The organism is Natronolimnohabitans sp. A-GB9 (assembly GCF_030848565.1).
Classification (GTDB): domain Archaea; phylum Halobacteriota; class Halobacteria; order Halobacteriales; family Natrialbaceae; genus Natronolimnohabitans.
Genome location: NZ_JAVDDV010000001.1, coordinates 47,945 through 71,104, shown reverse-complemented (window position 1 = coordinate 71,104; position 23,160 = coordinate 47,945). Strand labels below are relative to the sequence as shown.

23 protein-coding genes are annotated in these 23,160 nt (G+C 64.8%); 6 read left to right on the top strand and 17 right to left on the bottom strand.

Features of this window, described 5'->3' with window-relative positions; translation table 11 throughout:
* Positions 1 to 48 precede the first annotated feature (48 nt).
* The 3 genes from RBH26_RS00350 to RBH26_RS00340 all read left to right on the top strand — a co-directional run bounded on the left by RBH26_RS00350 (position 49) and on the right by RBH26_RS00340 (position 2,242).
* Positions 49 to 735 (top strand): PHP domain-containing protein, encoded by a 687-nt coding sequence (locus tag RBH26_RS00350; protein ID WP_306755822.1) that lies wholly within the window; start codon positions 49 to 51, stop codon positions 733 to 735.
* On the top strand, positions 732 to 1,874 hold the full coding sequence (locus RBH26_RS00345) for an asparagine synthase-related protein (protein WP_306755821.1): 1,143 nt from the start codon (positions 732 to 734) through the stop codon (positions 1,872 to 1,874). The genes RBH26_RS00350 and RBH26_RS00345 overlap by 4 nt, the downstream gene beginning before the upstream one ends.
* Positions 1,875 to 1,981: 107 nt before the next feature.
* Positions 1,982 to 2,242, top strand: coding sequence for an amphi-Trp domain-containing protein (locus RBH26_RS00340; protein WP_306755820.1), 261 nt, complete (start codon positions 1,982 to 1,984; stop codon positions 2,240 to 2,242).
* A 116-nt stretch (positions 2,243 to 2,358) separates the two neighbouring features.
* Here RBH26_RS00340 and RBH26_RS00335 read toward each other — a convergent pair whose 3' ends face one another.
* From RBH26_RS00335 to RBH26_RS00290, 10 genes are all read right to left on the bottom strand, one after another.
* The gene (locus tag RBH26_RS00335) at positions 2,359 to 3,450 is read right to left on the bottom strand and encodes a P-loop NTPase (protein ID WP_306755819.1); all 1,092 of its coding nucleotides are present in this window, start codon (positions 3,448 to 3,450) and stop codon (positions 2,359 to 2,361) included.
* A 115-nt stretch (positions 3,451 to 3,565) separates the two neighbouring features.
* A complete protein-coding gene (locus RBH26_RS00330; RefSeq protein ID WP_306755818.1) occupies positions 3,566 to 3,853 on the bottom strand; it encodes a hypothetical protein in 288 nt (95 codons plus the stop codon).
* 176 nt (positions 3,854 to 4,029) lie between these two features.
* Positions 4,030 to 4,341 (bottom strand): hypothetical protein, encoded by a 312-nt coding sequence (locus tag RBH26_RS00325; protein WP_306755817.1) that lies wholly within the window; start codon positions 4,339 to 4,341, stop codon positions 4,030 to 4,032.
* Positions 4,338 to 5,705 (bottom strand): NrfD/PsrC family molybdoenzyme membrane anchor subunit, encoded by a 1,368-nt coding sequence (nrfD, locus tag RBH26_RS00320; RefSeq protein WP_306755816.1) that lies wholly within the window; start codon positions 5,703 to 5,705, stop codon positions 4,338 to 4,340. Before nrfD ends, RBH26_RS00325 begins: the two co-directional genes overlap by 4 nt.
* Positions 5,705 to 7,411 carry a 4Fe-4S ferredoxin N-terminal domain-containing protein gene (locus RBH26_RS00315; protein ID WP_306755815.1) on the bottom strand — a complete coding sequence of 569 codons (1,707 nt, stop codon included), beginning with the start codon at positions 7,409 to 7,411 and terminating at the stop codon, positions 5,705 to 5,707. The genes nrfD and RBH26_RS00315 overlap by 1 nt, the downstream gene beginning before the upstream one ends.
* A 456-nt stretch (positions 7,412 to 7,867) precedes the next feature.
* Positions 7,868 to 8,542 (bottom strand): helix-turn-helix domain-containing protein, encoded by a 675-nt coding sequence (locus RBH26_RS00310; protein WP_306755814.1) that lies wholly within the window; start codon positions 8,540 to 8,542, stop codon positions 7,868 to 7,870.
* A gap of 120 nt (positions 8,543 to 8,662) precedes the next feature.
* Positions 8,663 to 11,347 (bottom strand): PAS domain S-box protein, encoded by a 2,685-nt coding sequence (locus RBH26_RS00305; RefSeq protein WP_306755813.1) that lies wholly within the window; start codon positions 11,345 to 11,347, stop codon positions 8,663 to 8,665.
* 75 nt (positions 11,348 to 11,422) lie between these two features.
* Positions 11,423 to 12,343, bottom strand: coding sequence for an alpha/beta hydrolase (locus tag RBH26_RS00300; protein WP_306755812.1), 921 nt, complete (start codon positions 12,341 to 12,343; stop codon positions 11,423 to 11,425).
* A 149-nt stretch (positions 12,344 to 12,492) separates the two neighbouring features.
* Positions 12,493 to 12,618 (bottom strand): hypothetical protein, encoded by a 126-nt coding sequence (locus tag RBH26_RS00295; RefSeq protein WP_306755811.1) that lies wholly within the window; start codon positions 12,616 to 12,618, stop codon positions 12,493 to 12,495.
* 216 nt (positions 12,619 to 12,834) lie between these two features.
* The gene (locus RBH26_RS00290; protein WP_306755810.1) at positions 12,835 to 13,806 is read right to left on the bottom strand and encodes a transcription initiation factor IIB; all 972 of its coding nucleotides are present in this window, start codon (positions 13,804 to 13,806) and stop codon (positions 12,835 to 12,837) included.
* A gap of 221 nt (positions 13,807 to 14,027) precedes the next feature.
* Here RBH26_RS00290 and gatC point away from each other — a divergent pair, with 221 nt between their 5' ends.
* The 3 genes from gatC to RBH26_RS00275 all read left to right on the top strand — a co-directional run bounded on the left by gatC (position 14,028) and on the right by RBH26_RS00275 (position 16,131).
* The gene (gatC, locus tag RBH26_RS00285) at positions 14,028 to 14,306 is read left to right on the top strand and encodes an Asp-tRNA(Asn)/Glu-tRNA(Gln) amidotransferase subunit GatC (RefSeq protein WP_306755809.1); all 279 of its coding nucleotides are present in this window, start codon (positions 14,028 to 14,030) and stop codon (positions 14,304 to 14,306) included.
* A 2-nt stretch (positions 14,307 to 14,308) separates the two neighbouring features.
* Entirely contained in the window at positions 14,309 to 15,619 is a 1,311-nt protein-coding gene (gene gatA / locus RBH26_RS00280) for an Asp-tRNA(Asn)/Glu-tRNA(Gln) amidotransferase subunit GatA (protein ID WP_306755808.1), read from the top strand.
* A 92-nt stretch (positions 15,620 to 15,711) separates the two neighbouring features.
* Positions 15,712 to 16,131, top strand: a complete 420-nt coding sequence (locus RBH26_RS00275; RefSeq protein WP_306755807.1) for a hypothetical protein — start codon at positions 15,712 to 15,714, stop codon at positions 16,129 to 16,131.
* A 91-nt stretch (positions 16,132 to 16,222) separates the two neighbouring features.
* On the opposite strand, the gene RBH26_RS00270 is transcribed toward RBH26_RS00275, so the two are convergent.
* The 7 genes from RBH26_RS00270 to RBH26_RS00240 all read right to left on the bottom strand — a co-directional run bounded on the left by RBH26_RS00270 (position 16,223) and on the right by RBH26_RS00240 (position 23,139).
* Positions 16,223 to 16,573, bottom strand: a complete 351-nt coding sequence (locus RBH26_RS00270; RefSeq protein WP_306755806.1) for a MarR family transcriptional regulator — start codon at positions 16,571 to 16,573, stop codon at positions 16,223 to 16,225.
* Positions 16,574 to 16,645: 72 nt separating this feature from the next.
* Positions 16,646 to 17,431 (bottom strand): NRDE family protein, encoded by a 786-nt coding sequence (locus RBH26_RS00265; protein ID WP_306755804.1) that lies wholly within the window; start codon positions 17,429 to 17,431, stop codon positions 16,646 to 16,648.
* 70 nt (positions 17,432 to 17,501) lie between these two features.
* Positions 17,502 to 19,073: a class I adenylate-forming enzyme family protein gene (locus RBH26_RS00260; protein WP_306756301.1), complete on the bottom strand. Its 1,572-nt coding sequence runs from the start codon at positions 19,071 to 19,073 to the stop codon at positions 17,502 to 17,504.
* Positions 19,070 to 20,152 carry an o-succinylbenzoate synthase gene (gene menC / locus RBH26_RS00255; protein WP_306755803.1) on the bottom strand — a complete coding sequence of 361 codons (1,083 nt, stop codon included), beginning with the start codon at positions 20,150 to 20,152 and terminating at the stop codon, positions 19,070 to 19,072. Before menC ends, RBH26_RS00260 begins: the two co-directional genes overlap by 4 nt.
* 1 nt (position 20,153) lies before the next feature.
* Complete coding sequence (locus RBH26_RS00250) at positions 20,154 to 21,095, bottom strand: 1,4-dihydroxy-2-naphthoate polyprenyltransferase (RefSeq protein ID WP_306755801.1); 942 nt, start codon at positions 21,093 to 21,095, stop codon at positions 20,154 to 20,156.
* A 107-nt stretch (positions 21,096 to 21,202) separates the two neighbouring features.
* Positions 21,203 to 21,820, bottom strand: a complete 618-nt coding sequence (locus RBH26_RS00245; protein WP_306755800.1) for a cohesin domain-containing protein — start codon at positions 21,818 to 21,820, stop codon at positions 21,203 to 21,205.
* A complete protein-coding gene (locus tag RBH26_RS00240) occupies positions 21,817 to 23,139 on the bottom strand; it encodes a hypothetical protein (protein ID WP_306755799.1) in 1,323 nt (440 codons plus the stop codon). Before RBH26_RS00240 ends, RBH26_RS00245 begins: the two co-directional genes overlap by 4 nt.
* Positions 23,140 to 23,160: the final 21 nt, after the last annotated feature.

The following is a 23,160-nucleotide window of genomic DNA, read 5'->3' as shown; positions in this document are numbered from 1 at the left end:
CGGACCGAGGTGCTTTTTATCGATCCACACAAACCCCGAGATAGACCCGTGCTGTCGGTTGAACTCCACGCGCACTCGTCGCTGTCCTACGATGGCCGCGATCCGGTCGAACTGATCTTAGAACAGGCCGACGCGGTCGGGCTGGACGCGATCGCCGTCACCGACCACGACGAGATCGACGCAAGCCTCACCGCCGCCGAACGTGCCCCCGAGTACGGTCTGATCGGGATCCCCGCGATGGAGATCTCGAGCAAGGCCGGCCACATCCTGGGATTCGGCCTCGAAGAGCCGGTCCCCGCCGGGCTCTCCTACGAGACGACCCTCGAGGCCATCTGGGAACAAGACGGCCTCGCAGTGATCCCCCACCCCTTCCAGGAGTCACGCCACGGTGTGATGGCCCGCGTCTCCCGTGAGCAACTCGCGATGGGCGATGCGATCGAGGTCTACAACTCCCGGCTGTTGACCGGTCGGGCCAACCGCCAGGCAGAGCGGTTCGCCCAGTCACGTAACCTGCCGATGACTGCCGGGAGCGACGCCCACATCAGCGAGATGGTCGGGCAGGCGGTCACCCGCGTCGACGCCGAGGAGCGGTCCGCCGACGCGATCCTCGAGGCGATCCGGGAGGGCCGTACTTCCGTCGAGGGGAAACGAACGCCCTGGCACATCAGCTTCCGCCAGGCCGCCGGCGGCGTCTCCCGGCGCGTCAGAAACACGATGCTGGGGCTGTTCCGATGACGCTGCGTGGCGCCGACCCCGAGACCGTCCGCCGTGCCCGCTCGACGGGCGATCCGTTGCCCGGAACGGCCGGGTTCGCCGGTATCCTCGACGACCGTCTCGTCCGAGACGTCCTCGGGCGCGTGCCGCTGTACGTCGAGGCCGACCGCGACCGATGGACCGATCCCGACACCTGCTGGGCGTTCGAACCTGGCTCACTCGAGTCCCCGGAACTCCTCCCGGCAGGGACCACGATCGAGCCGACCGATCCCGACGGCGAGCCCGAGCAGCGCTGGACGCTTCCGGATCCCGACCCCGAGACCGACCACGAAGCGGCCCTCGAGTCGCTCTCGACGGCGATCGAGACCGCCGCAGCCGACGCCGTCGCGACCGACCGCGAGATCGCCGTCGCCTTCTCCGGTGGCGTCGACTCCGCGCTGGTCGCCGAACTGCTCGACGCGCCGCTGTACGTCGTCGGCTTCCCGGACAGTCACGACGTCGCGGCCGCCAGAAGCGCAGCCGACGCGATGGGCCGGGAGCTGACCGTCGTCGAACTCGAGCCAGCCGACCTCGAGCGAGCCGTTCCACGCGTCGCCGAGGCGATCGGCCGGACGAACGCGATGGACGTCCAGATCGCTTTGCCGCTGTATCTCGTCGGCGACGCCGTCGCTGCCGATGGCTTCGATGCGCTGGCAGTCGGCCAGGGTGCCGACGAACTGTTCGGCGGCTACGAGAAGGTCGTCCGCCTCGATCACCGCGTCGACGCCGAAACCACCCGCGGCGCGGTCCGTGAACAGATCGCGACGCTGCCCGACCAGCTCCCCCGGGACGTTCGGGCTGTCGAGGTAGCCGGCCTCGAGCCGGTCGCTCCCTTCCTCCACGACGCCGTCGTCGAGGCGGCGCTTCGGCTTCCCGATTCGTTACTCGCCGACGAAGACGAGCGCAAACGAGCGCTTCGACGCGTCGCAGCCGACTCGCTCCCCGCCGCGGTCGTCGACCGCGAGAAGAAAGCCGTCCAGTACGGCAGCCTCGTCGCTCGAGAGCTCGATCGACTGGCCAGACAGGCCGGCTACAAGCGCCGGATCGACGATCACGTGACGAAGTACGTTCGTTCGCTTACGCCGGGCGTCGACGCTCCGGAACCGCCCGTCGATCCCTAACGTTCTGTCCGACAGTACGATAGCTCGAGGTCCCATCTCGCGTGACCGCGGCCGTGCCTGCCGATTCCCAGCCAACCTATTTGTATCCGCCTGATGGCCGTTTTCCTATGGCCGAGACAACCGACAACGAGGAAACGGTCTCGCGAGACGAGGCGGCGGATCTCGTTCAGGCGGTCGCCCAAGAACTCCGCGGCAACGGTCCCGCCGAAATACAGGTCGGAAACAAGGTACTGACGCTCTCACCGGCGCGAGATCTCGAGTACGAGATCGAAGTCGAGGAACGATCGCCGATGCTCGGTGGCCCACACGAGGAGATCACGATGACACTCGAGTGGGAGGTCGAAAAAGAGCCCGAACCCGACTCCTGATCCTGGGACGGCCTCCTGTAGGGGTTCGGCGTCACTACGATCGTCCTGCGGTCGCCCCGAAACAAACCGACAGCAGTCGGTACGACGCCGTCTTTCCTCTCGTGTCGCGACTGGGCTTAGTCTTCGGTCTCCGTCGGTAGCTTGTTCTCAGGACCGCCTTCGACGTTGTCGGCGACGGTCTGGCGGTTGATCTCGCCGATGCGGTCGGAGACGTTCGCGACGAGGTCCTCTAGGGTCTCCTGGACCGGACTCTCGTCGTCTTTGACGAGTGCGCCCTTGCTCCCATCGGCGCCGAAGTCGGGATGGATCGGGATCTGTCCGAGCAGCGGGATGTCGTACTTGTCGACGATCTGCTGGGCCCCGTCGGTACCGAAGAGGTTGTACTCCTTTCCGGTGTCCGGCGCGACGAACGTGCTCATGTTCTCGACGACGCCCAGAACGGGCGTGTCGTGTTTTCGGAACATCTCGATCCCCTTGCGGGTGTCGTCGAGTGCCATCTCCTGGGGCGTCGTGACGACGACCGAGCCCGTAACCGGCATCGACTGCAGCAGGTTCAGCGTCGCGTCGCCGGTCCCCGGCGGCAGGTCGACGATGAGGTAGTCGAGTCGACCCCACTCGACGCCCTCGAGGAACTTCAGCATGAACTTATTGACCATCGGTCCCCGGAGGATTGCGGGGTCGTCCTCGTCTTCGGTCATGATTCCCATGCTGATGACGCGAACGCCGTCGGAGCGCGGTGGGACGATGTCCTCGTTGGGGGTCACGCCGGGGTCGCTCTCGACCGGCAGGATCCGCGGGATGTTCGGCCCGTGGATGTCGGCGTCGAGGAGCCCGACCATCGCACCACGTTTCTCTAACCCAGCCGCGATGTTGGCCGCAACCGTCGTCTTACCGACGCCGCCTTTCCCGGAGGAGACGGCGATGACGTTGCGCACTCGTGGGAGGACCTCGTCGTCGAAGCCCTGTTCCGGCCCGACGTGGGCCCGTAGGTCGGCCTCGAGGCCGGCTTCGTCGACGACCTCGCGAATCTGGTTCCCCAGCTCCATCTCGGAGGGCGCGTACGGCGCGTTAAACGCGAGTTCGATGCGGGCGGTCTCGTCCTCGATGCGTACGTCGTTGACCAGTCCCAGCGAGACGATGTCATCGCCGAGGTCCGGATCTTCGACGTCCTCGAGTTTGATCTTGAGCTCGTGTTCAGTGATGCTCATAGGTGGAGTGCGTTACTGCGGATAAGGGATCGAACGGGGATACGTGTGATGGTTCGGTCCTCGAGTCGGGTATCGGTGGTCGCTCGAGGCGGGCAGGAGTCGACGGGACCTCGTGTTAGCTGATACTCGGTGCCTGGCCGTAGAAGATGATTCCGATCAGGACCGTCAGTATCAGCATCGAGACCCACATCGCCGTCGCGATACCGACGAGATAGGTGACACCGAGCAGACCCGTTTTCGTAGCCCGTGGCGTCCCGGTAAACCACGCGACGATCATGACGTAGATCGGGAGCAGGACGACGCCGAAGATGATCACGGTCCCCTCGTTGGGAAAGCCCGTGAACCCCTCGGTACCCTCGTAGCCGTGATAAAGGACCGTCGCCACTGTGTCAGCGAGCGCCATATTCCCGATTTTCCGTCGAATGTGGTCGTGGTTTCCCCTGACTGTGCAAGCATAACGTGGTAACCAATAACACGCTAACTCCGACGACGGAGTCAGCCTCGTCGGTTCAGGCGGACTGTTGTACCAACGTTCGACGTCGACCGCGAAAAAACGAAAGACGGAGTCGCGTCAGCCGGTTACGGCGGTCCGCCCGAACCGATCGGTGCGGGGAGTCCACCGAAGAAGATAACACCGATGATGAGCGTCAGGATGAACATCCCGATCCACATCTGTGCCGCGATACCGACGAGGTAGGAGACGCCGAGCAGTCCGCTCTTGGCATCGCGTGGTTCGCCGACGAACCACGCGATGACCATGACGTAGACCGGCACGAGGATAACCCCGAAGATCAGGTAGGTACCGATGTTCGGGAAGCCGGTGACACCTTCGGTTCCGCCAACGCCAGCCCATGCTGGTAGGTACGTGAGTGCGGCTGCAAGCGCGTTCATGCTTTCACCTCAGGTTCGGTTTCACTTTCGTGTGCCTCCTCGTGACCGTGGCCGTGATCGCCACGCAGGTGTTCGACTGCGTGGAGTTCGACGACGGGAACGACCTTGGCGATGACGAGGAAGAACAGCACCACCATACCGATGGTTCCGAGGACCGACGACATCTCGATGAGGCTCGGGAAGTAGTCACCGGGCGTCGCATCGTAGATGCTAAAGGCCGGGTACCAGAGACCGGCGACGACGAAGTAAGTCTTCTCGACCAGCGTCGCGATCAACACGAGAACGCCTGCGGCGATCGCACGCGCCTTGCTGAACAGCGACGGACGCAGCGTCGTCGCGAAGATGTACATCAGCACGCCAAAGACCATCGTGATCGGCACGATGTAGGCCGGGTGCGAGAGTTTCGAGGCGGTCGCGGCCTGGTGGTCGACCGTCGCGGAGAAGCTGCCGGACGTGAGCTGCTGGAGCTGCAGCCAGAGGAACAGCAGGCAGAAGAACCCGAGCCACAGCAGCAGGCCACGGAAGATGTCATCCGTGATGATGTGGTCCCAGTCGTACGCACGTCGGAAGGCATAGGAGACCACGATCACACCGCTGATCGCGGAGGTCAGTGCGATGGTGAGGAACTGCGGCCCCTGGATCGCACCGAACCAGCCGGGGTACGTCGGCAGCAGCGCGAACAGCCACGGAATGACCCCACCGTGGAGCAACAGCGGCGCCATGATGATGATCGCCAGCGCGACCCACCAGACCATCCGCTCGATGACCTCGTCCTCCTTTTCGGAGTAGCCGAGCGTCAGGAGCTTGTAGACCGGCTCGAACATGTCCGGAAGATCGTCACGCAGTCGCGTGATGTCGTAGCGAAGCGTCAGGGCCAGATAGGTCGCTGTCAGGACGAAGTAAGCCGTAATGACAGTCACGTCCCACACCAGCGGCGAGTTGTTGACCGTGATGTGGTAGTGACCGAGGACGCTCGTGACCATCCGGTCCGGACGGCCCATGTGGACGATAATGTAGAAGCCGGCGGCAGAGAGGCCAGCAAGCGTCAGCATCTCGGCCAGACGCGCGACCGGCATATACCGATCCATACCGAGCAGACGCACTGCCGCAGAGAGGATAATCCCGCCGTGGGCGATCCCGACCCACCAGATGAACGCGCCGATGTACAGACCCCAGGTCACGCCGCCACCGGAGCCCCAGTCCGAGAGACCGGTGACGCTCATACCGACCGCGAGCTGGTAGATCCAGCCGACCAGGAAGATACCGAACGCGATCGCGGCCGCCCCGAACAACATGAAATACCGCTTCGACGTGTTCTTGAGCGGTCGTAGGATATCCGCTTCGGTTGGGGTTTTCGTACTCATTAGTACATCCCCCCAGTGACGGTATCGTCGTCGAGGACCTCCTTACGATTGTCCGTCAAGTCAACGGAGTCGTACTGAACTGGGCCCTCGATCTGTTCGGCGTTTGGACCAGGTTCGCTGCCGATGTACGTGATGTTCGGGTTCGTTCCGTACTCTTCGAGCAGCTTGAAGCTCGAGGTCTGCACACCTGCGAACCGCTGGAGCAGGAACTGCGCGTCGTCTTCGTCCGGCTCGAAGTCGTCGTCTTCGTCTTCGTCTTCCTCGAGCGGATCGGCGAGGTCGAGTTCGGCGAGGACCTCCTGACTATCGAGATCGAGTCCGTGGTCCTCGAGGACCTCGAGCACGTCGAGAACCTCCTGTTCGTAGTGGACGAAGTCGCTGTGGTTCTCTACCTCGGGTCCGTTGCCCATCTGCTCGCCGCCGGTGATCTCGAGTGCGAGCAGGATGCCGAGACCTTCCGCGTCGGTCGTGATATCGCCGTCCATGGCCTGGAAGTCGACGGCGTCGAGCACGGACTCGAGGTCGTCGTCTTCGCCCTCGAGGGCGTCCTCGAGTTCCTCGGGATCCGGAATCGCGAGTCGCTCGAGACTGCGGCCGCGACTCGGGTTCTCGGCGTACCGCTGTGGGTCGCTGAGTTCGTCGTTGACGTTCCCGAACTGGATCGCACCTGGCGGACAGGCGTCCTCACAGGCCGTGTGACCGATGTGCTCTTCACCCTGGCTGCCGTCCTGGTGGGTCGGACACATCGTACACTTGCTCATCACGCCACGCGGCGCACGGGCGTCGACCCATCGGTCGTCGTCGAGATCATCGTACTCCGAGTAGGTGACGTCTTCGGGGTCTGCGTCCGCGGGAACGTGAGCAGCCGGGTGTTCCGATGCGTTCTCCGGAATGTCCTCGTATTCCACGTCCGGCTCGTTCCACTGGAAGTAGTTGACGCCGTACGGACAGGCGACCTGACAGTACCGACAGCCGATACAGACGTCGTAGTCGGTCAACACGAGCCCGTCTTGGTCGCGGGTGTGTCGGGCCGTCGTCGGACAGACCTTCTCACAGGGTGCGTCGGTACAGTGCTGACACGGCCGGACGAGCATGTTCTCGAAGCCACCGGCAGGATGGTGGCCAGGCTCCTGGTTGTCCTCGTCGGCGAACTGGAGGACGTACATCCAGTTGACACCCTGATCGAGCTGGTTCTCCTCAGAACAGGCGTCGACACAGGAGAGACAGCCGTCACAGCGCTCGAGGTCGATCGTCATCCCCCACTGGATGCCATCGTCGTCGCCACCGTCGGCGGCGTCGTCGGCAGCCGCGAAATCGGCTTCGGGGCCGTCGTCGGTAGCGCCCCAGGCACCGAGGCCGACGGCGGCAGCGCCGACGCCCATCTTCTTCATCGTCTCGCGGCGGGTCTCCTCGCCGTCACCGTCGAACGCCGAGAGCATCCGACCGACGGTGCCCTTGGCCTCCTCCTGGGCAGCCTCGTAGGCTTCCTCGGTCGGACGGTCGTCGACGCCGAACTCGTCCATGACGTCGTCGTGGTACTTTTCGTGGAACTCGGCTTCGGAGAGCTCGCCTTTCGTGACCCGCATCGCGTCCTGGGCCATCTCCATACCGAGGTCCGTATCGTACTCGGTATCGTCGAGCATCTCCTCGAGTTCGCCCTCCCACTCCTTTCCGAGCGGGTGGAACGATTCATCGTCCGCGCTCATGTCGAGCGAACACCTCCGGACGAGAATCCGTGCTGTGCACAATGATTACGTGCCATCACGCACGTGAATTTAGCCATATATGGATCCTCTACACCCGACTCACAACTAGATGACGTTGAAGTATAGACCCGATTTCCACGACGTGAGAATGGACACGAACACGTTCGCCCACTTATTTCTCACTATAATAGTTTCCACCTGTGCTGGCCGGCCGGTCGGATCGTATATCAGTACAGATATCCGACAGTGTGGCGTCGAAAGACGGCTAACAACTCCACAGAAGTTTCTCGATCGGGCACCAATCGGTGCTGAACGAAGCCGTTTAGAGGCGGGTCAGCGCAAGACCCGGATGAGACGACACGTTCGATCTCGTATCGAGATCGGTGCTTATACTGCCGGACAGCAGTCCGTATGAGCGTTCGCCGTTCCCATCCGGCGAATGCGTGTCTGACTGTATCAGCTACGTACGAGTTGGTCTTCGAGTGACTCGTCGTTGTCGACGCCAGGGAGATCGTCGACGAACCGTTTGACGATCGCTTCCTCGGCGCGGTGGAGCGTCTCGCTGCAGGTCGATTTCGCGATATCGAGTCGGTCGGCGAGCTCCGTCAGCGAACAGCGCCGGGGCGTGTCGTAGTAGCCTTCCTCGACGGCGGTGACGACGACCTCGAGCTGGCGCTCCGAGAGCAGTTGGCTCTCGTGGAGCCGATCGCGGACGTGTTCGATCCGATACTGGAAGCCAAAGCGCTCGAGTTGTTCGGCCAGTCCGGCGAGTCGATCGCGTGATCCGGTGACCTCGACGGTCGCCTCACCGTCGACGATTTCGACGGGGAGTTCGATCGGCATTCCGGATTCCTGTGAGGAGAACAACAGCAGCGGCGCCGTCGTCTCGAAGTGGACCGTCGCCTCGTTGTCGGTCCGCTGAGCCAGCGAGAGTTCGGTAAGCTGTGGATGCTCGTGCATGTCCTCGATTACGTCGGCTACCTCGGATCCGGTAATCCGAACGAGTGCGAAGCCCCGCTCCGCGTCGGGGACAGCCGCCAGAACCCGAAAGGTCGCCGACGGATACGCCGTCGAGAGCTGTTGAATCCAGACCTGTTCGGGTAGCGTGATCGTGAGTGTCGCCTGAGCCATACGAACCGTTTCGTTTGGCAGTATATGCCCCAACAGTCGAATATATTCGAGCCCGTTCCCACCGGCTGGGAACGGTAGTCGTCCGAGATAGTTCAGTTTTACTGACTGACAATTTAGTTATCAGTCGCCGCCGGAGTCAGTCGGTGGCGGCAACGTGATCGTAAACGTCGACCCCTCACCGGGAGTCGAGTCGACCGTGATATCACCGCCGTGGCGTTCGACGATGCGCCGACAGAGAGCGAGCCCGATACCGGTTCCGGGATGGTCTCCAGGGCCATGGAGCCGTTCGAAGACTTCGAAGATCCGGTCGGTCTCGTCGGCAGGGGTTCCGATACCGTCGTCGCGAACCGAAATCTCCCACGCTCGCTCCGTCCGATCGGCCGAGACGTGAACGGTCGGGGCGTCCTCGCTGTATTCGATGGCGTTGTCGAGGAGATTCTGGAAGACTTGCCGGAGTTGGCTGGCGTCGCCCTCGACACGGGGCAGATCCTCGACTGTAATCTCGGCATCGTGTTCTTCGATCCGCACCTCGAGATCGGACAGGACGTCCTCGAGAACGGTGTTCAGGTCGACCGGTTCGAACGCCTCGCCGCTCGTTTTGACCCGCGAGTACGCGAGCAGCCCGTCGATCATCTCGCGCATGCGGTCGGCGCCGTTGACGGCGAACGCGAGAAATTCGCGGCCGTCTTCGTCGAGGGCGTCACCGTAGCGGTCCTCGATCAGCCGGAGGTAACTCGAGACCATCCGCAACGGCTCCTGGAGGTCGTGGCTCGCGGCGTATGCGAACTGTTCTAGGCGTCTGGTCTCGGCCTGTAGATCGTCGATATACTCCCGACGCTCGAAGTAAAACGTCAGCAGCGTCGCGAGCGTATCGATCAGCTCCCGTTCCTCCTCGAGAAACGGTGTCGATTCGGTCTCGACGGGCTCACCGAGAGTGACGTCGATCCGAATCGGCGTCCCGTTGTCCGTTTCGGTCCGACTGGTAATCGTCCGGATGCGGGGATCGTAGTCGTCCGTAGCCTGTTCGTGGTCGCCGACGACGACGCGAGCCCCAGTCCGGTCGGGATAGCGGAAGAACTCCGGCAGGCTGGTGACGAACTCCCGGATGAGGGTATCGACCGAGCGCTCGTTGGTCTCGAGCAAGGTCGTCGCGAGACGCACGGCGTCGAGTTCCTTCTCCCGTTCCTCGAGTTGCCGTCTGTGACGTTCCGCCGACTCTTTCAGATCGGTGACGTCCGTCGCGGTCACGACGACCCGCTCCGGCTCGTCTCGCTCGTCGGTGACCGGCGTGGCAGTTATCGACAGCCACGTCTCTCGGCCATCCGGCTGGCGTACTTTGACCTCTCGATTCGAGAGCGACTCGCCCGTCTCGAAGACGCGGTCCGCGAGACGATTTGCGACCGAATCGGGGCCGTCGTCCTCGTCGACGATCGTCCGTCGGGTCGCGGACGACGTCGTGTCGTCGCCGTCGGCCGAGAGTCCGAGCAGATCCGTCATCCGTTCGTTGGCACGACCGATCGAGCCATCCGGGGTCACGACGGCGATGCCGACCGAGCTGGTCTCGAGCAGTTGTTCGTTCAGGTCGCGTTCGCGTTGCAGTTGCTGCTCGCGGGCCCGCCGATCGGTCATGTCACGCGTGATCTTCGCGTACCCCTGGAGTTCGCCGTTTTCCCGAATCGCCGTGATCGACACGTTCGCCCAGAACGTCGACCCGTCCGCACGGACGCGCCAGCCTTCGTCTTCGACGGTTCCCGACGCTTGCGCCTGCGAGAGGTTTTGGTCGGGAACCCCGTCGGCGCGATCCGTCTCGGTGTAGAACGTCGAGAAATGCTCGCCGAGTATCTCCGTCGACTCGTAGCCCTTGATCCGTCTGGCACCGTCGTTCCAGCTGACGACGTAGCCGTCGGGATCGAGCATGAAGATCGCATACTCGTCGATCGCGTCGACGAGCGACTGGAATCGCAGTTCGCTCTCCCTGTGGGCTCGCTCCGACTCCTTTCGATCGGTGATATCGTAGTACAGTTCGAGGCGACCGCCGGCGTACCGCCCGGACTCGATCGGCGTGCTGCGGTGCTCGAGCCACCGCGTCTCGCGGTCGTCGCCGGAAGTGATCCGACATTCGAACTGTTCGACGTAGGTGTTGTCGTCGTACGTCGACAGCACCCGCTCGGAAAACGTCTCCGGCTCGGCGACCCGGTCTCGAATCGTCTCCTCGATGAGCGTCCGTTTGTTCCGACCGATGACTTCGGTTCGGTCGAGGCCGAAGTACTCCTCGATGCTCTCGTCGATCCAGGCGACGTCGAACTCGTCGTCGAGGACGAAGACGCCGACGTCGGCCTCGTCGATGGCAGAGGCGATCGACTCGTAGGTCTCCCAGACAGCGGGGAGGTGGTCGTCGTGGATCTCCTCGCGCTCTCTGACGGTGCCGACGGTCCCCTCGTACTCGCCGTCGGTGACGAGGGGACTGCAGCGCCACTCACACGCGAGGCGATCGCCGTCGGCCCGCTCGAGTATCAACTCGACCGTGACGTCGTCGCCGGTTTCGCGTGTCGACAGTAGTTCCCGCTCGAGGCGGTCGACGTCCCGGCTCTCGAAGAGGATAGAGACGTGTTCGCCGAGGAGTTCGTCGCGGGAGTAGCCCGTCAGTTCGACTATCGCGTCGTTGACCGTGGCGAACCGATCGTCGGCGTCGAGGCGATAGACACCGTCGCCGAGGGAATCGACGAGGGCTTCATACTCCTCAGACGATCCGCCGGTTCGATCCGTTCGCGACCCGGCTCTTTCGGCACCTCCCCGATCGACCATTGTACGAGCCACTAGTGCCAGACCGTTAAAGGTCGTGGGGTCGCCAGGGGGGGATACGTCGGACAGCAGTCCGTATCAGTCGTCGAGCACGTCCTCGAAGGCCTCGAGCAACAGTTCGGTCAACCGTGCCGGCCGTTCGTGTTGGACCCAGTGGCTCGTCTCCGGGAAGAGCTCGAGCCGGCTTCGTTCACACCGCTGATCGCTGTCGACCGCCAGTGACGTCGTCAGCGCGACGTCGCGTTCGCCCCAGACGAGTAGCGTCGGGACGTCGACGCGCTCCTGTGGCGGCAGCGAGGGGTTGCGAGCGGCCGCCCGATACCAGTCGAGCATGCCGGTCAGCGCCCCGTCTTGCTCCCAGGCGCGACGATAGTGTGCCAGCTCCATGTCCGTGAACGCTCCCGGCGCGGCGGTCTCCCGAAGCGCTCGCTCGAGAAACCGGTAGTCGTCGATCCGACAGGCCACCTCCGGCAGCCACGGCAGCTGGAAGAAGGCGGCGTACCAGCTGCGCCGGAGTTGCTCGAGGTCAGCGACGAGATGCTGCCGGTAGACGGTCGGGTGGGGTGCGTTGACGATCGCGAGGCGGTCGACCGTCGTCGGATGTCGCAACGCGAGGTCCCAGCCGACCAGCCCGCCCCAGTCGTGGCCGACGACGTGGGCGCTGGTCTGTCCCTCGGTCGCGATCAGCTCCGCGATGTCCCGCGAACACTCCTTCAGCCGGTAGGATTCCACGCCGTCGGGTTTCTCGCTCAAGTTGTAGCCGCGCTGGTCGGGAACGAGCACCCGATAGCCGGCCTCGACGAGTGCCTCGAGTTGGTGGCGCCAGCCGTACCAGAACTCGGGGAAACCGTGGAGCAAGACGACAAGCGGATCCCTCTCGTCGCCGGCGGCGACGGTGTGCAACCGAATCCCGTTGACGGACCGGACGGTCGATTCCGCTTCAACTGGCGACAGAACGGTAGCGTCGGTCTCGGCTCGCTCGGGCGTGCGGACGGCCATACGTCTAGGACCGACGGTGAGTGTGATACCGGTTGGGGGTCGACCGGTGATCAGTCTGCTGTACCGATCTCTCGCCGAGCGCCAGCGCGGGACAGCGAGCGACGGGACGTGGCGACAGCAGACCGTCGAACCGACGACGTCGGTTGCGATTAGGTCCAGACGCGGAGACATTCACTCGAGCAGAAGTGAAGCTCGATCTGCTCGGTCGAATCGTCCGCGGCGTGTGTCGTCAAGGTGTAGGCGACCGACGCCGCGTCGCAGTTGTCGCAGTGCATACACGACCTGTCGGTAGCCAATACCTTCACTATAGACCGATTATCATCATCCCGTACCAGTTAGTCTCGGACTAACTCGAGTCAAGCCGCGGTTGAGAACACCTGTCGATCGACGAGCGGTCGGCGACTGCTCTCATACGGACTACTGTACGTCGGTACCGGCGCAACCGCGACCCGGGCTGCGGTTGCGCCGGCAAATCGGTACAGCAATCCGTATCAGACCGCAGCGTGCTCTTCGGCCTCGAGGAGTTCGTGATAGCGGTTACGGATCGTCACTTCGGAGATGCTGGCGACCTCGCTGACGTCGTTTTGGGTGACCTTCTCGTTGGTCAGCAAGGCAGCGGCGTAGACGGCGGCGGCAGCGAGACCGACCGGGGACTTGCCGCTGTGGATCTCCTGGTCTTTCGCCGTCGAGAGAAGACTGCGGGCGCGTCGCTCGGTCTCGTCGGAGAGGTCGAGTTCGCTTGCAAAGCGTGGGACGTAGTTCTCGGGGTCGGCCGGCTGGACCTCGAGACCGAGTTCGCGGACCACGTAGCGGTAGGTGCGGGCGACCTCGGCTTTCTCGACGCGGCTGACCGCCGAGATCTCGTCTAAGCTGCGTGGCGTGTTGGCCTGGCGAGCGGCGGCGTACAGCGCGGCCGTCGCGACGCCTTCGATCGAACGACCGGGGAGTAGGTCCTCCTCGAGCGCACGGCGGTAGATGACGCTTGCCGTCTCACGGACGTTTTCGGGAAGACCGAGCGCCGAGGCCATCCGGTCGATCTCGCCCAGTGCCTGTTTCAGGTTCCGCTCTTTCGAATCACGCGTTCGGAACCGCTCGTTCCACTTGCGCAGCCGTTGCATCTTCTGGCGCTGACGACTCGAGAGGGCCTGTCCGTAGGCGTCTTTGTCCTGCCAGCCGATGTTCGTCGACAGCCCCTGGTCGTGCATCATCTTCGTCGTCGGGGCCCCGACGCGGGACTTCTCGTCCTTTTCGGCGGCGTCGAACGCGCGCCACTCGGGGCCGCGGTCGATCTCGCCTTCTTCGACGACCAGTCCACAGTCGTCACAGACCGTTTCGGCGTGTTCGGTGTCGGAGACGAGTTGTCCGCCACACTCGGGACAGTCCGATCGCTCGCTCGACTCTTCGGATTCGGACTCGGACTCACGCTGGCGTCGCTCACCGTGCCGTGTTCGCGTCGTAGTCATTGTGTCGTATCACAACGATCGCTGGAAAACGCTCCGTCGTGATCCATTTCCTCGGACTCTAGTGGCTTAAATTCTTCGATCGTCTCGAGAGTGAACGATCGACTGGAAGCACGATTCGACAGCCGAACCAGCGTCTCGATTTGGACCGCCCTCGCCTCGGTGTGAACCGCGAGTGTCGTCGTATCGAAACCCTTACTCCCCACTGGCCAGTGCGAGCAACCATGAGCGACGACGCCGTCAGCCCCGAGGAAGTCCGCCACGTCGCAGGACTCGCTCGGGTCGATCTCGAGGACGACGAGGTCGACCAGTTCACGCGACAGTTCGCGGACATCCTCGAGTATTTCGAGACGCTGGACGAGGTACCCGAGGTCGACCGCGAGGCCGACCTGACGAACGTGATGCGACCCGACGAGGAACGCGACTCGCTCGATCGCGAGGCCGCCCTCGAGAACGCGCCGGAAACCGAAGACGGCTACTTCAAAGGACCGAACGTCTCCTGATCATGTCCGAGAATATCTTCATCACCGAGGAACGGATCGACGGCGCCGACGACGGCCCGCTTTCGGGAACGACCGTCGCCGTCAAGGACAACATCTCGACGGCCGGCGTGGCGACGACCTGTGGCTCGAAGATGCTCGAAGGCTACGTCCCACCCTACGACGCGACAGTCGTCTCCCGCCTGAAGGAGGCCGGTGCGACCATCGTCGGGAAGGCGAACATGGACGAGTTCGGGATGGGCTCGACGACCGAGACCTCCTACTTCGGCGCGACAGATAACCCGGCGGCACCGGGCCACGTCCCCGGGGGTTCCTCGGGCGGATCGGCCGCCGCCGTCGCCGCCGGCGAGGCCGACCTCGCGCTCGGTTCCGACACCGGTGGCTCGGTTCGCTGTCCCGCCGCCTTCTGTGGGGTCGTCGGCATCAAACCGACTTACGGGCTCGTCTCGCGGTACGGACTGGTCGCCTACGCGAACAGCTTAGAGCAGATCGGGCCCTTCGCGAACACCGTCGAGGACGCCGCAACGCTGCTCGACGTCATCGCCGGCGACGACGAACACGACGCGACCACGCGAGAGGTCCCACTCGAGGGCGACGAGAGCTACGCCGACGCCGCCACCGGCGACGTCGACGGCCTGCAGATCGGCGTTCCCACGGAACTGCTCGAGGGTGCCGACGAAGGCGTCGTCGAGACGTTTTGGGACGCCATCGCCGACCTCGAGGACCGCGGCGCGGAGTACCACGAGGTCTCGCTGCCGTCGGTCGAACACGCCGTCGAGGCCTACTACGTGATCGCGATGTCAGAGGCCTCCTCGAACCTCGCCCGGTTCGATGGCGTCCGGTACGGCCTCTCCGCGGGCGAAGCGAGCGGAGACGAGTCTTCCGGTGACTCGGCCGCCGCCGGCAACTGGAACGAGACGTTCGCTCGGACCCGCAAGGAAGGGTTCGGCGACGAGGTCAAACGTCGGATCCTGCTTGGCACCTACGCGCTGTCGGCAGGATACCACGACAAGTACTACAAGAAAGCCCAGGACGCCCGCGCCTGGGTCAAACAGGACTTCGACGAGGCCCTCGAGGAGGCAGACGTCCTGGCCTCGCCGACGATGCCGGTCCCGCCGTTCGAACTCGGTGAGAGTCTGGACGACCCCCTGCAGATGTACCTGGCTGACGCGAACACCGTCCCCGTCAACCTCGCGGATCTGCCCGCGATCTCGGTCCCTGCCGGCGAGACCGACGGTCTCCCCGTCGGTCTTCAGCTCGTCGGCCCTGCCTTCGGAGAGAAACGGCTGATCCGCGCCGCGAGCGCACTAGCCTGATAGCAGGACCTGAAAGCGACGCAACCGCAGTGAGACAGGTTTTTATAATCACTTTTCCAACAATACGGCTAGCACGTTCGGTGATTTTTCCAATGAAGGGCACGCAGAATCAGGACGGCGGATTCGGGGAGTTCGCTCGAGCGTACGATCTCGTCGAGGAGTACTTCGACGAGACGCTCGACGACGTTGCGTTACACACGCCGGTCTCGCGGCGCCAGCTCGTCACTGCCCTCACCCGGGTCCAGCTCTCGGGTCGAGCGCTTGCCGACGAGGCGCTGACCCAACGGGGCGAGATCGTCTATCAGTCCGACGACGAAACGTTGTACTGGCTCGAGAGCGGGGTCTGGGGGTACATGCGCGGCCACCTCGGGTTGACGCCCGACGAGGTCCGGGCCGCACGCGAAGTCCACCGGCGGCTCATCGAGATCCTCGACGACGCACCCACAGACGACGACCACGGACGCGAACCGTTCGTCTGCATCGATCGGGCCGAACCCTATCGGACGGACTAACGCGCCGGCTCCCGTCACCGGTCGCTGCTCGCTTCGTCTCGAAACCGACCGAAAAACTACGTCGCTCGAGTCCGTTCTCGCGGCGATTCCGTTACTCCTCGTAGGCGAGGTTCATGATCCACTGCGAGAAGGCGTCGCTGTTGGGATCGACCTCCTCCTCGCCGATGAACGGCGACAGCATATCGCCGGCCATCAGAAGCGTGAAATCCAGGTCGCGAGCGGTCGGTGTGATGTAGTAGGTGTTGTGACCGTCGTAGATCGTCTCCTCTCGGTCGACGAGTTCCTTCTCGACGAGCGATTCGACGATGCGGCTTCCCTTTCGCGAAGAGACGTCCAGTTCCTTCCAGAAGTCGCTTTGGTGGATCCCACCGGTCTCACGGACGAGTTCGAGGCCGGCGCGCTCGGCCTCGGAGAGTTCGGCTTCGGTTGCAGAAACGCTCACAGTGACCACCTCTCCGTACTCGTCGCTCGGGCCAGGAGTGCGTCCATATACGTATGAGATGCATCGAGGCGCTTAAACTTGCCCTTCGACATCGCAGTCGACATCCGTCGACGCCGCGCCGTCCTCGAGGACGACCGGTTCGTACGCCGTCTTGCAGGGCGGACCGGGCGCGAACCGGTGGCGGACTCCGTCGTCACCGAGCGCGAGCAGCGACGACGAGCGCGTCCCGTAACCGTTCCGGTGGAGACAGACGCCGTACTCGTGGTCGCCGAGGACCTCGCCGGCGCGCTCGAGCCAGTCGTCGACCGACCCACCGCGCTCGGTGGACAGCGCCTCGCGGACCGCCTGCGCGTTGTCGGCCTGCTCGCGGGCGATGTCGGGACGGACCGCGGGGATGTCGACGGTCTCGTCGACGGCGACGTTGACGACGACGTGGACGCCGGGATCGAAGTCGGTCAGCGAGAGCGTCCCGTCCCACCGGTAGCAGTAGGCGTTCGACGCGTCGGCGATCACCAGATAGAAGCCGTCGTACTCGTCGGCCTGGACGGCACGCTCGACGATCGATCCCGCCTCGGAAGCGGTTTCGGCCTCGAGGGCGTCGGCGACGAGCAGCCCGCGCGATCGCTCGGCGGCGAGATCGGCGTCGGTCCACCGGTTCGTGATCCCGACGAAGACGCCATGTTCGTTGTAGCCGATCCACGTCCCGCCGGCCTCGGCATCCCGCGGAGCGACGATCCGGGGGTCCTTACGGTAGACCGACGGTGGCGTCGACGCGCGGTCGACGGACTCGTCGCGGTTCGCGGCGACGGCGACCGGCGCGTCGTCGAAGACCTGCCAAGCGAGCGTCAGTGTACACACGACGTCGGATAGGGACGCCAGGGTCTTAACTTCGGTTCCAATAGAGTAACCACTCTATAGATGCCGGAGATCACCGCAAGTCAGCGACGTCGACCCCTGTCTCCCGAAGCCGCTCTCGAATCGCCTCGCGGTCGACGGTCCCCGACGCGGTGCGGGGCAACGAGTCGGCCACGCCGATCGTCTTCGGTCGCTTGAATCCGGCGAGCCGATCCTCGCAGTGGGCGAGCAGCGACCCGAGGTCGATATCGACGTCGTCGGTCGGGACGACCAGCGCCGCGACGCGTTCGCCCCATTCGGGATCCTCGAGTCCGACGACGGCTCCGTCTTCGACGTCGGGATGTGCTCGCAGGGCCGCGAGCACTGCACCGGGATCGACGTTCTCGCCGCCGGTGACGATCCGGTCGCTCCGGCGGTTGAGCACCCAGAGCCGGCCGTCGTCGTCACGATAGCCGATATCACCCGTCTGCAGGCCGTGTTCGTCGAACGCGGACTCGGTCGCCGCCGCGGAGCAATACCCCGGCGTCACCGTCGGCCCCGAGACGACGAACTCTCCCGTCTCGCCGGCCGGCAGCGGATCGCCGTCCTCGTCGACGACGGTCACGTCGGTGGCGACGAGCGGCCGGCCGACCGTCCCCTCGTGGCTCGCGGTCTCGGCCGGCGTCGCCGTCGCGATCTGGGAGGCCGTCTCGGTCATCCCGTACGTCGGATAGACGGGAACGCCGGCGTCCCGACAGCGCTCGAGTAACTCGGTCGTCGCGGGCGCACCGCCGAGCAGGACGAAGCGCAACGCGTCGGTCGGCTCCCAGCCGGCCTCGAGCAGCCGTTTGCACATCGTCGGGACGAGCGAGACGCCCGTACAGTCGTACTCCGCGAGGACGCGCTTGGTCTCGTGGCGGTCGAACGTCCGCTGGAGGACGACCGTCGTCCCGTACAGTGTCGACCGGACGACGGGCGCGAGCCCGCCCATGTGATACATCGGGAGACAGCAGAGCCAGCGGTCGGCCGGATCGACGCCGAGCCGGAACGCGGAGGCGGTCGCACTCGCGACCAGGTTGCCGACCGTCAGTCGGACGGCCTTTGGCTCACCCGAGGTCCCCGAGGTAAACAGGATCACGAGCGTCTCCGCGGGCTCGAGTGCGACGGGATCGACTGCGACTGCTGTCGACGACTCGCCCGTCGAAGACGCCTCGGTCGGCAGTTCCGCGACCGTGTCCGTCGCGGGTGTATCGACGCTCAGGACGGGAACCGAGTCCGTCGACCGCGAGACCTCGAGGGCGGCCGACTCGGTGTCGCATTCGCAGACGAGAACCGACGGGTCGGTTCGATCGACCTTCTCGGACAGTTCGGCGACCGTCTCGCGGACGTTCAGCGGGACGACGGTAACGCCGGTCCGCATCGCGGCGAAGAAGACGGTGACGAACGCGGGTCTGGTGTCCATGAGGATCCCGATCCGGACCGCCTCCTCGTCGGTCTCGAGAGCTGACTCGAGGTCGGCGGCGGTCCGATCGACCCGCCGATCGAGGTCGCGATACGTCCACGTTCGTCCCGTCTCGTCGTCGATCAAAGCCGTCCGGTCGGGCGTCGTCGCCGTTCGATGCGAGAGGAGGTCCCGCGTCGGCCAGTCGTTCGAGGGGCCGATCACGTGTCCCACACCCCTTCGACGCCGAGGCCCTTCGCCTGCGGGACGACCGCCGCTCCACGCTCGAGGAGCACGGGATCTCGCCCGAGGTCGTCCGCGAGGAGGTCGCCCGTGGCCAGTCCGCAGGCCGGGACGTCGGGGATCGAAGCGGCCAGGTGGACCGCGCCCGTTCTGGCGACGACGCCGTCTATCGTCGTCGTCACGATCGGTGTGATCTCGAGTTCCTGGACCCACGCCGCGATCTTGCGTGCGACGTCGATCCCGCCGAGGGCCATGGGTTTCAACACGAGGGCGTCGGCCGCCTCCGCCTCACAGATCGCGTCGACGCCGTGCTCGAGCAGTCCCTCGTCGAGGGCGATCGAGACGCCGTCGCCTCGCTCGTCGGCCCGCAGGTCGGCGTGGCCCTCGAGAGCGCCCGCGGGCAGCGGTTGCTCTACGACCGCGACGTCGAGGTCGGCAAAAGCCACGAGCGCCGTCGTCGCTTCCTCGTAGGTCCAGGCCTCGTTGGCGTCGACCCGCAGTTCGACGTCGTCGCCGACGGCTTCGCGAACCCGCCGGACGCGATCGATATCGTCGTCGACGCTCCGCCGGCCGGCTTTCAGTTTACAGGTGTCGAAACCGCGGTCGACGGCCTCGCGTGCCGCGTGTGCGGTCTCGGCCGGCGGCCCGTCGCCGATCGTCGCGTTGACCGGGACCCGTCCGACCATCGGACCCTTGCCGACGTAGCGATACAGCGGCGTCGCCTCACGGCCAGCCTGCAGATCCGCGAGCGCGAGCGAGACGGCGTGTCTGGCGGCGACCTGCTCGTCGACGGCCTCGAGCGCCGCAGTGGGTCCCTCCTGGATCGCCTCGCCGGCGCGTGCGAGGGCTGTCTCACAGTCCGCGGGCGACTCCGTCCAGCCCGGCAGCGGCGTGGCTTCGCCGTAGCCGACCTGTCCGTCGGCCGCGGTCAGCCGGACGAGAAAGCCGTCGCGGCTCTCGATCGTCCCGTCGGCCGTCTCCAGTGGCGTCTCGAGTGCCAGCGAGAACGGGCGGTACTCGAGTTCGAGGTCGAGATCGGAGCCGTCGTCACCCCCAGGCATGTTACGCGACCACCCCCACGGCGAACAACACGGCATAGAGCGCGAGAAGTTTCCCGGTCCCCTCGAGTGCCGGGTTGAGCGCCTCGCCGTCGGTCCGGGTCAGAACGGTCTGGGTGACCACCGCGGCGTAGGGCAGCGAGAGCAACGGGAGCAAGACGGTGACTGAGAATCCCTCGCCGAACCAGAGCCACAGCGGGACGAGATAGGCGAGTGCGAGCATCGCGACGTACTCGACGCGGCTCCAGCGGTAGCCCAGTCGTACCGCGAGCGTTCGCTTGCCGGCTTCGGCGTCGGTCTCGAGGTCACGGACGTTGTTCACGACGATGATCGCCGTCGAGATAGCGGCGATCGGGAGACTGGCGAGGAACGCCTCCCAGGTAACCGTCCCCTCGGGGATCGTCGTCGTCAGCGGCTCGGCTACCGTCGCCGCCGCCTGGACGTAGAACGTCCCCATCACGGCGACGATGCCGAAGAAGACGAAGACGAACAGGTCGCCGAGACCGTGATAGCCAAGCGGGTAGGGGCCGCCGGTGTAGGCCCACCCACAGACGACGCTTACGAGCCCGATCACGAGGATCGGCAGCCCGCCGACGTAGACGAGATACGTCCCCGACAGGATCGCGAGCCCGAAGGTCACGATCGTCGCCAGCTTCACCTGTTCGGGCGGGATGATCCCCGCCTGTGTCACTCGGGTGAACCCCTCCCGGTCGTCGGTGTCGGCACCCTTGATCGCGTCGTAGTAGTCGTTCGCGAAGTTCGTTCCGATCTGAATCAGCGCCGCGCCGACGAACGCAAGCAGTGCCTCCAGCGGGGCAAATACCCCTTCGTGGACCGCAAGCCCCGTGCCGACGATCACCGGTGCCGCCGCCGCGGGCAGCGTCTGTGGGCGTGCTGCCATCACCCACGCTTTCGTCCGTGAGATATCGACTTCGGCCGTACTCATTGCTCGAGTATCCAACTCGGGGCCGTGTCAACGTTGGCATTACGATCGACGATCGCACTGGCACAATGGGTGAGCTATGAAAGACGAGAGCAAAGGTCCGTTCGAGGTTACCGGCGATACAACAGCCAGAGCGCCACAGCGAGTCCGACCACCGCGGTCAGCGGGACGAATCCGGGAACGGCGTCGTCGGTACCCTCGATCGAGAGCTCGAGGTCCCGGTCGACAGGCGTCAGCGAGTAGTCGCTTGGGTACGACGCAGACGCGTCGGTGATCTCGAGCGTTTCGGTCGTCGACGGCGCGTCGTCGTCGATCTCGAGAGTAAGCGTTACCACGGTATCGGTCGCTTTCGCACCGCTTCCGGACGGTGTCCGTTCCTGGTCGATCGTCACCGCTCCGGCGTCGTCGTCGATCTCTGCGGTCGCATCGACCGTCGCGTCGTCGTCGCCTGCCGCCAGCATCGGGCCGTGTTCGACGTCGGCGACCGTGATCACGTCCGCGTCGTACTCGATCGTCGCCGAGAGGTCGTCGATTCCGTTGCCGACGGAGTTGCCGTGTGTACTCGCCACGAGGTCGACCGTCACGGTCTCGCCAGCCTCGGCCTCGAGTTCCTCCCGATCGAAGTTCAACAGCATCGAGCCGTCCATCGCCGCCGCCGGTGTCGCTGCGAGTAGTCCGAACGCGAGTGCGAGCGTGAGGGCGGCCGTACGTCTCGTCTCGCCGTTCATTGCTCTTCGGGGACGGTCAGTTCGATCGGCTCCATCTCGAGGAAGGCCGTCTCGTACCCCTGGTGGCGGGCGACCTGTGGGGGCGAGACGACCGTAACTGTCACCGTATCGCCCGGCTGGACGTCCGCGAGCGACGCCCCGTAGTGGTGACCGTACTCGTCGTCGATCGTCTCCTCGAGATCGATCGCATCGGCGACCGACTCCCCGTCGCGTTCGATCACGACCTCGATGTTCATCGCCGGCAACGGGACGCGGTTGTACGGCGTCCGCGGCGAGACGAGCAGGTAGCGGTCGTCGCCGTCGGCGAGCCGGAAGCCCGACTCGAGCAGCGTCGCGAGAACCGCCGCGTCGCCGCTGCGGGGGAGTTCGGCCGTCTCCGCCGGCCGGTCGGCGTCGGGTTCGACGAGGATCGTCCCGGGGAACGCCTCGACTTCGGGGAGCTGTGAGTAGGGAACGTCGTGGCTGTGGTCATGATCGTGGTCGTGGTGATCGTGTCCGTCGCCGTGATGCTCGCCGTGCTCGCCGTGGGAATCGTGATGGCCGTCGTCGGCGTGGTCACCGTGGTCGTGATCGCCGTGTCCCATCGGCTCGAGCGCGCCTCGTTCGCCCCACTCCTCCTCGTCGAGGTAGTCGACGTCGGAGACGCGATCTCGAAACGCCTGGTCGTACTCGAACTCGACGGTCACGGTCTCGGTGTCGGTGAATCGGCCCTCGAGGTCGCCGGTCGTCCGCACCGACAGCGCCGGGAGGGTGACCTCGACCGTGTAGGTGCCGTCGTCCTCGAGAGGGACGTTGTCGCCGAAGTGAAAGCCCATCTCCTGGGAGATCATCGACCAGGCGGACTGCGTGGTAACCGGGTCACCCTCGTACGCGAGTTCGAGTTCGATGCCGTCGTCGACGGGCAAGACGGTGTCAGTTTCGTCGTCCCAGAGGGTAAACATCAGGTGGACGCCGATCATCTGCTCGGGTGTCTGGCGTTCGATCTCGTCCTCGCCGCTCCCGGTGACGAGCCAGAACGGATGGGGATACGACAGCATCGGCGCGAGCGTGTACTCACCGGCCTCGACTGGCTCGAGCATCTCCATCGACTCGCGGTGTGTCGGGAGATACACTGCGTCCGGTGGGTTCTCGACCCGCGTCAGGTCCTCGACGTCCAGTGGCATGCTGGCGTCGGTGTCGTCGTCCGACTCGTCGCCGTCTTCGTCGCTATCGTCACCGAATCCGAGACAGCCCGCAAACGCGAGTGTCCCGGTTGCCGTGCCTGTCCACTTGATAAGCGTCCGTCGATCGAGATCGCTGTCGTTGTCGTCTTCGTGCATGTGTATCTCGTTCCGTAGAGT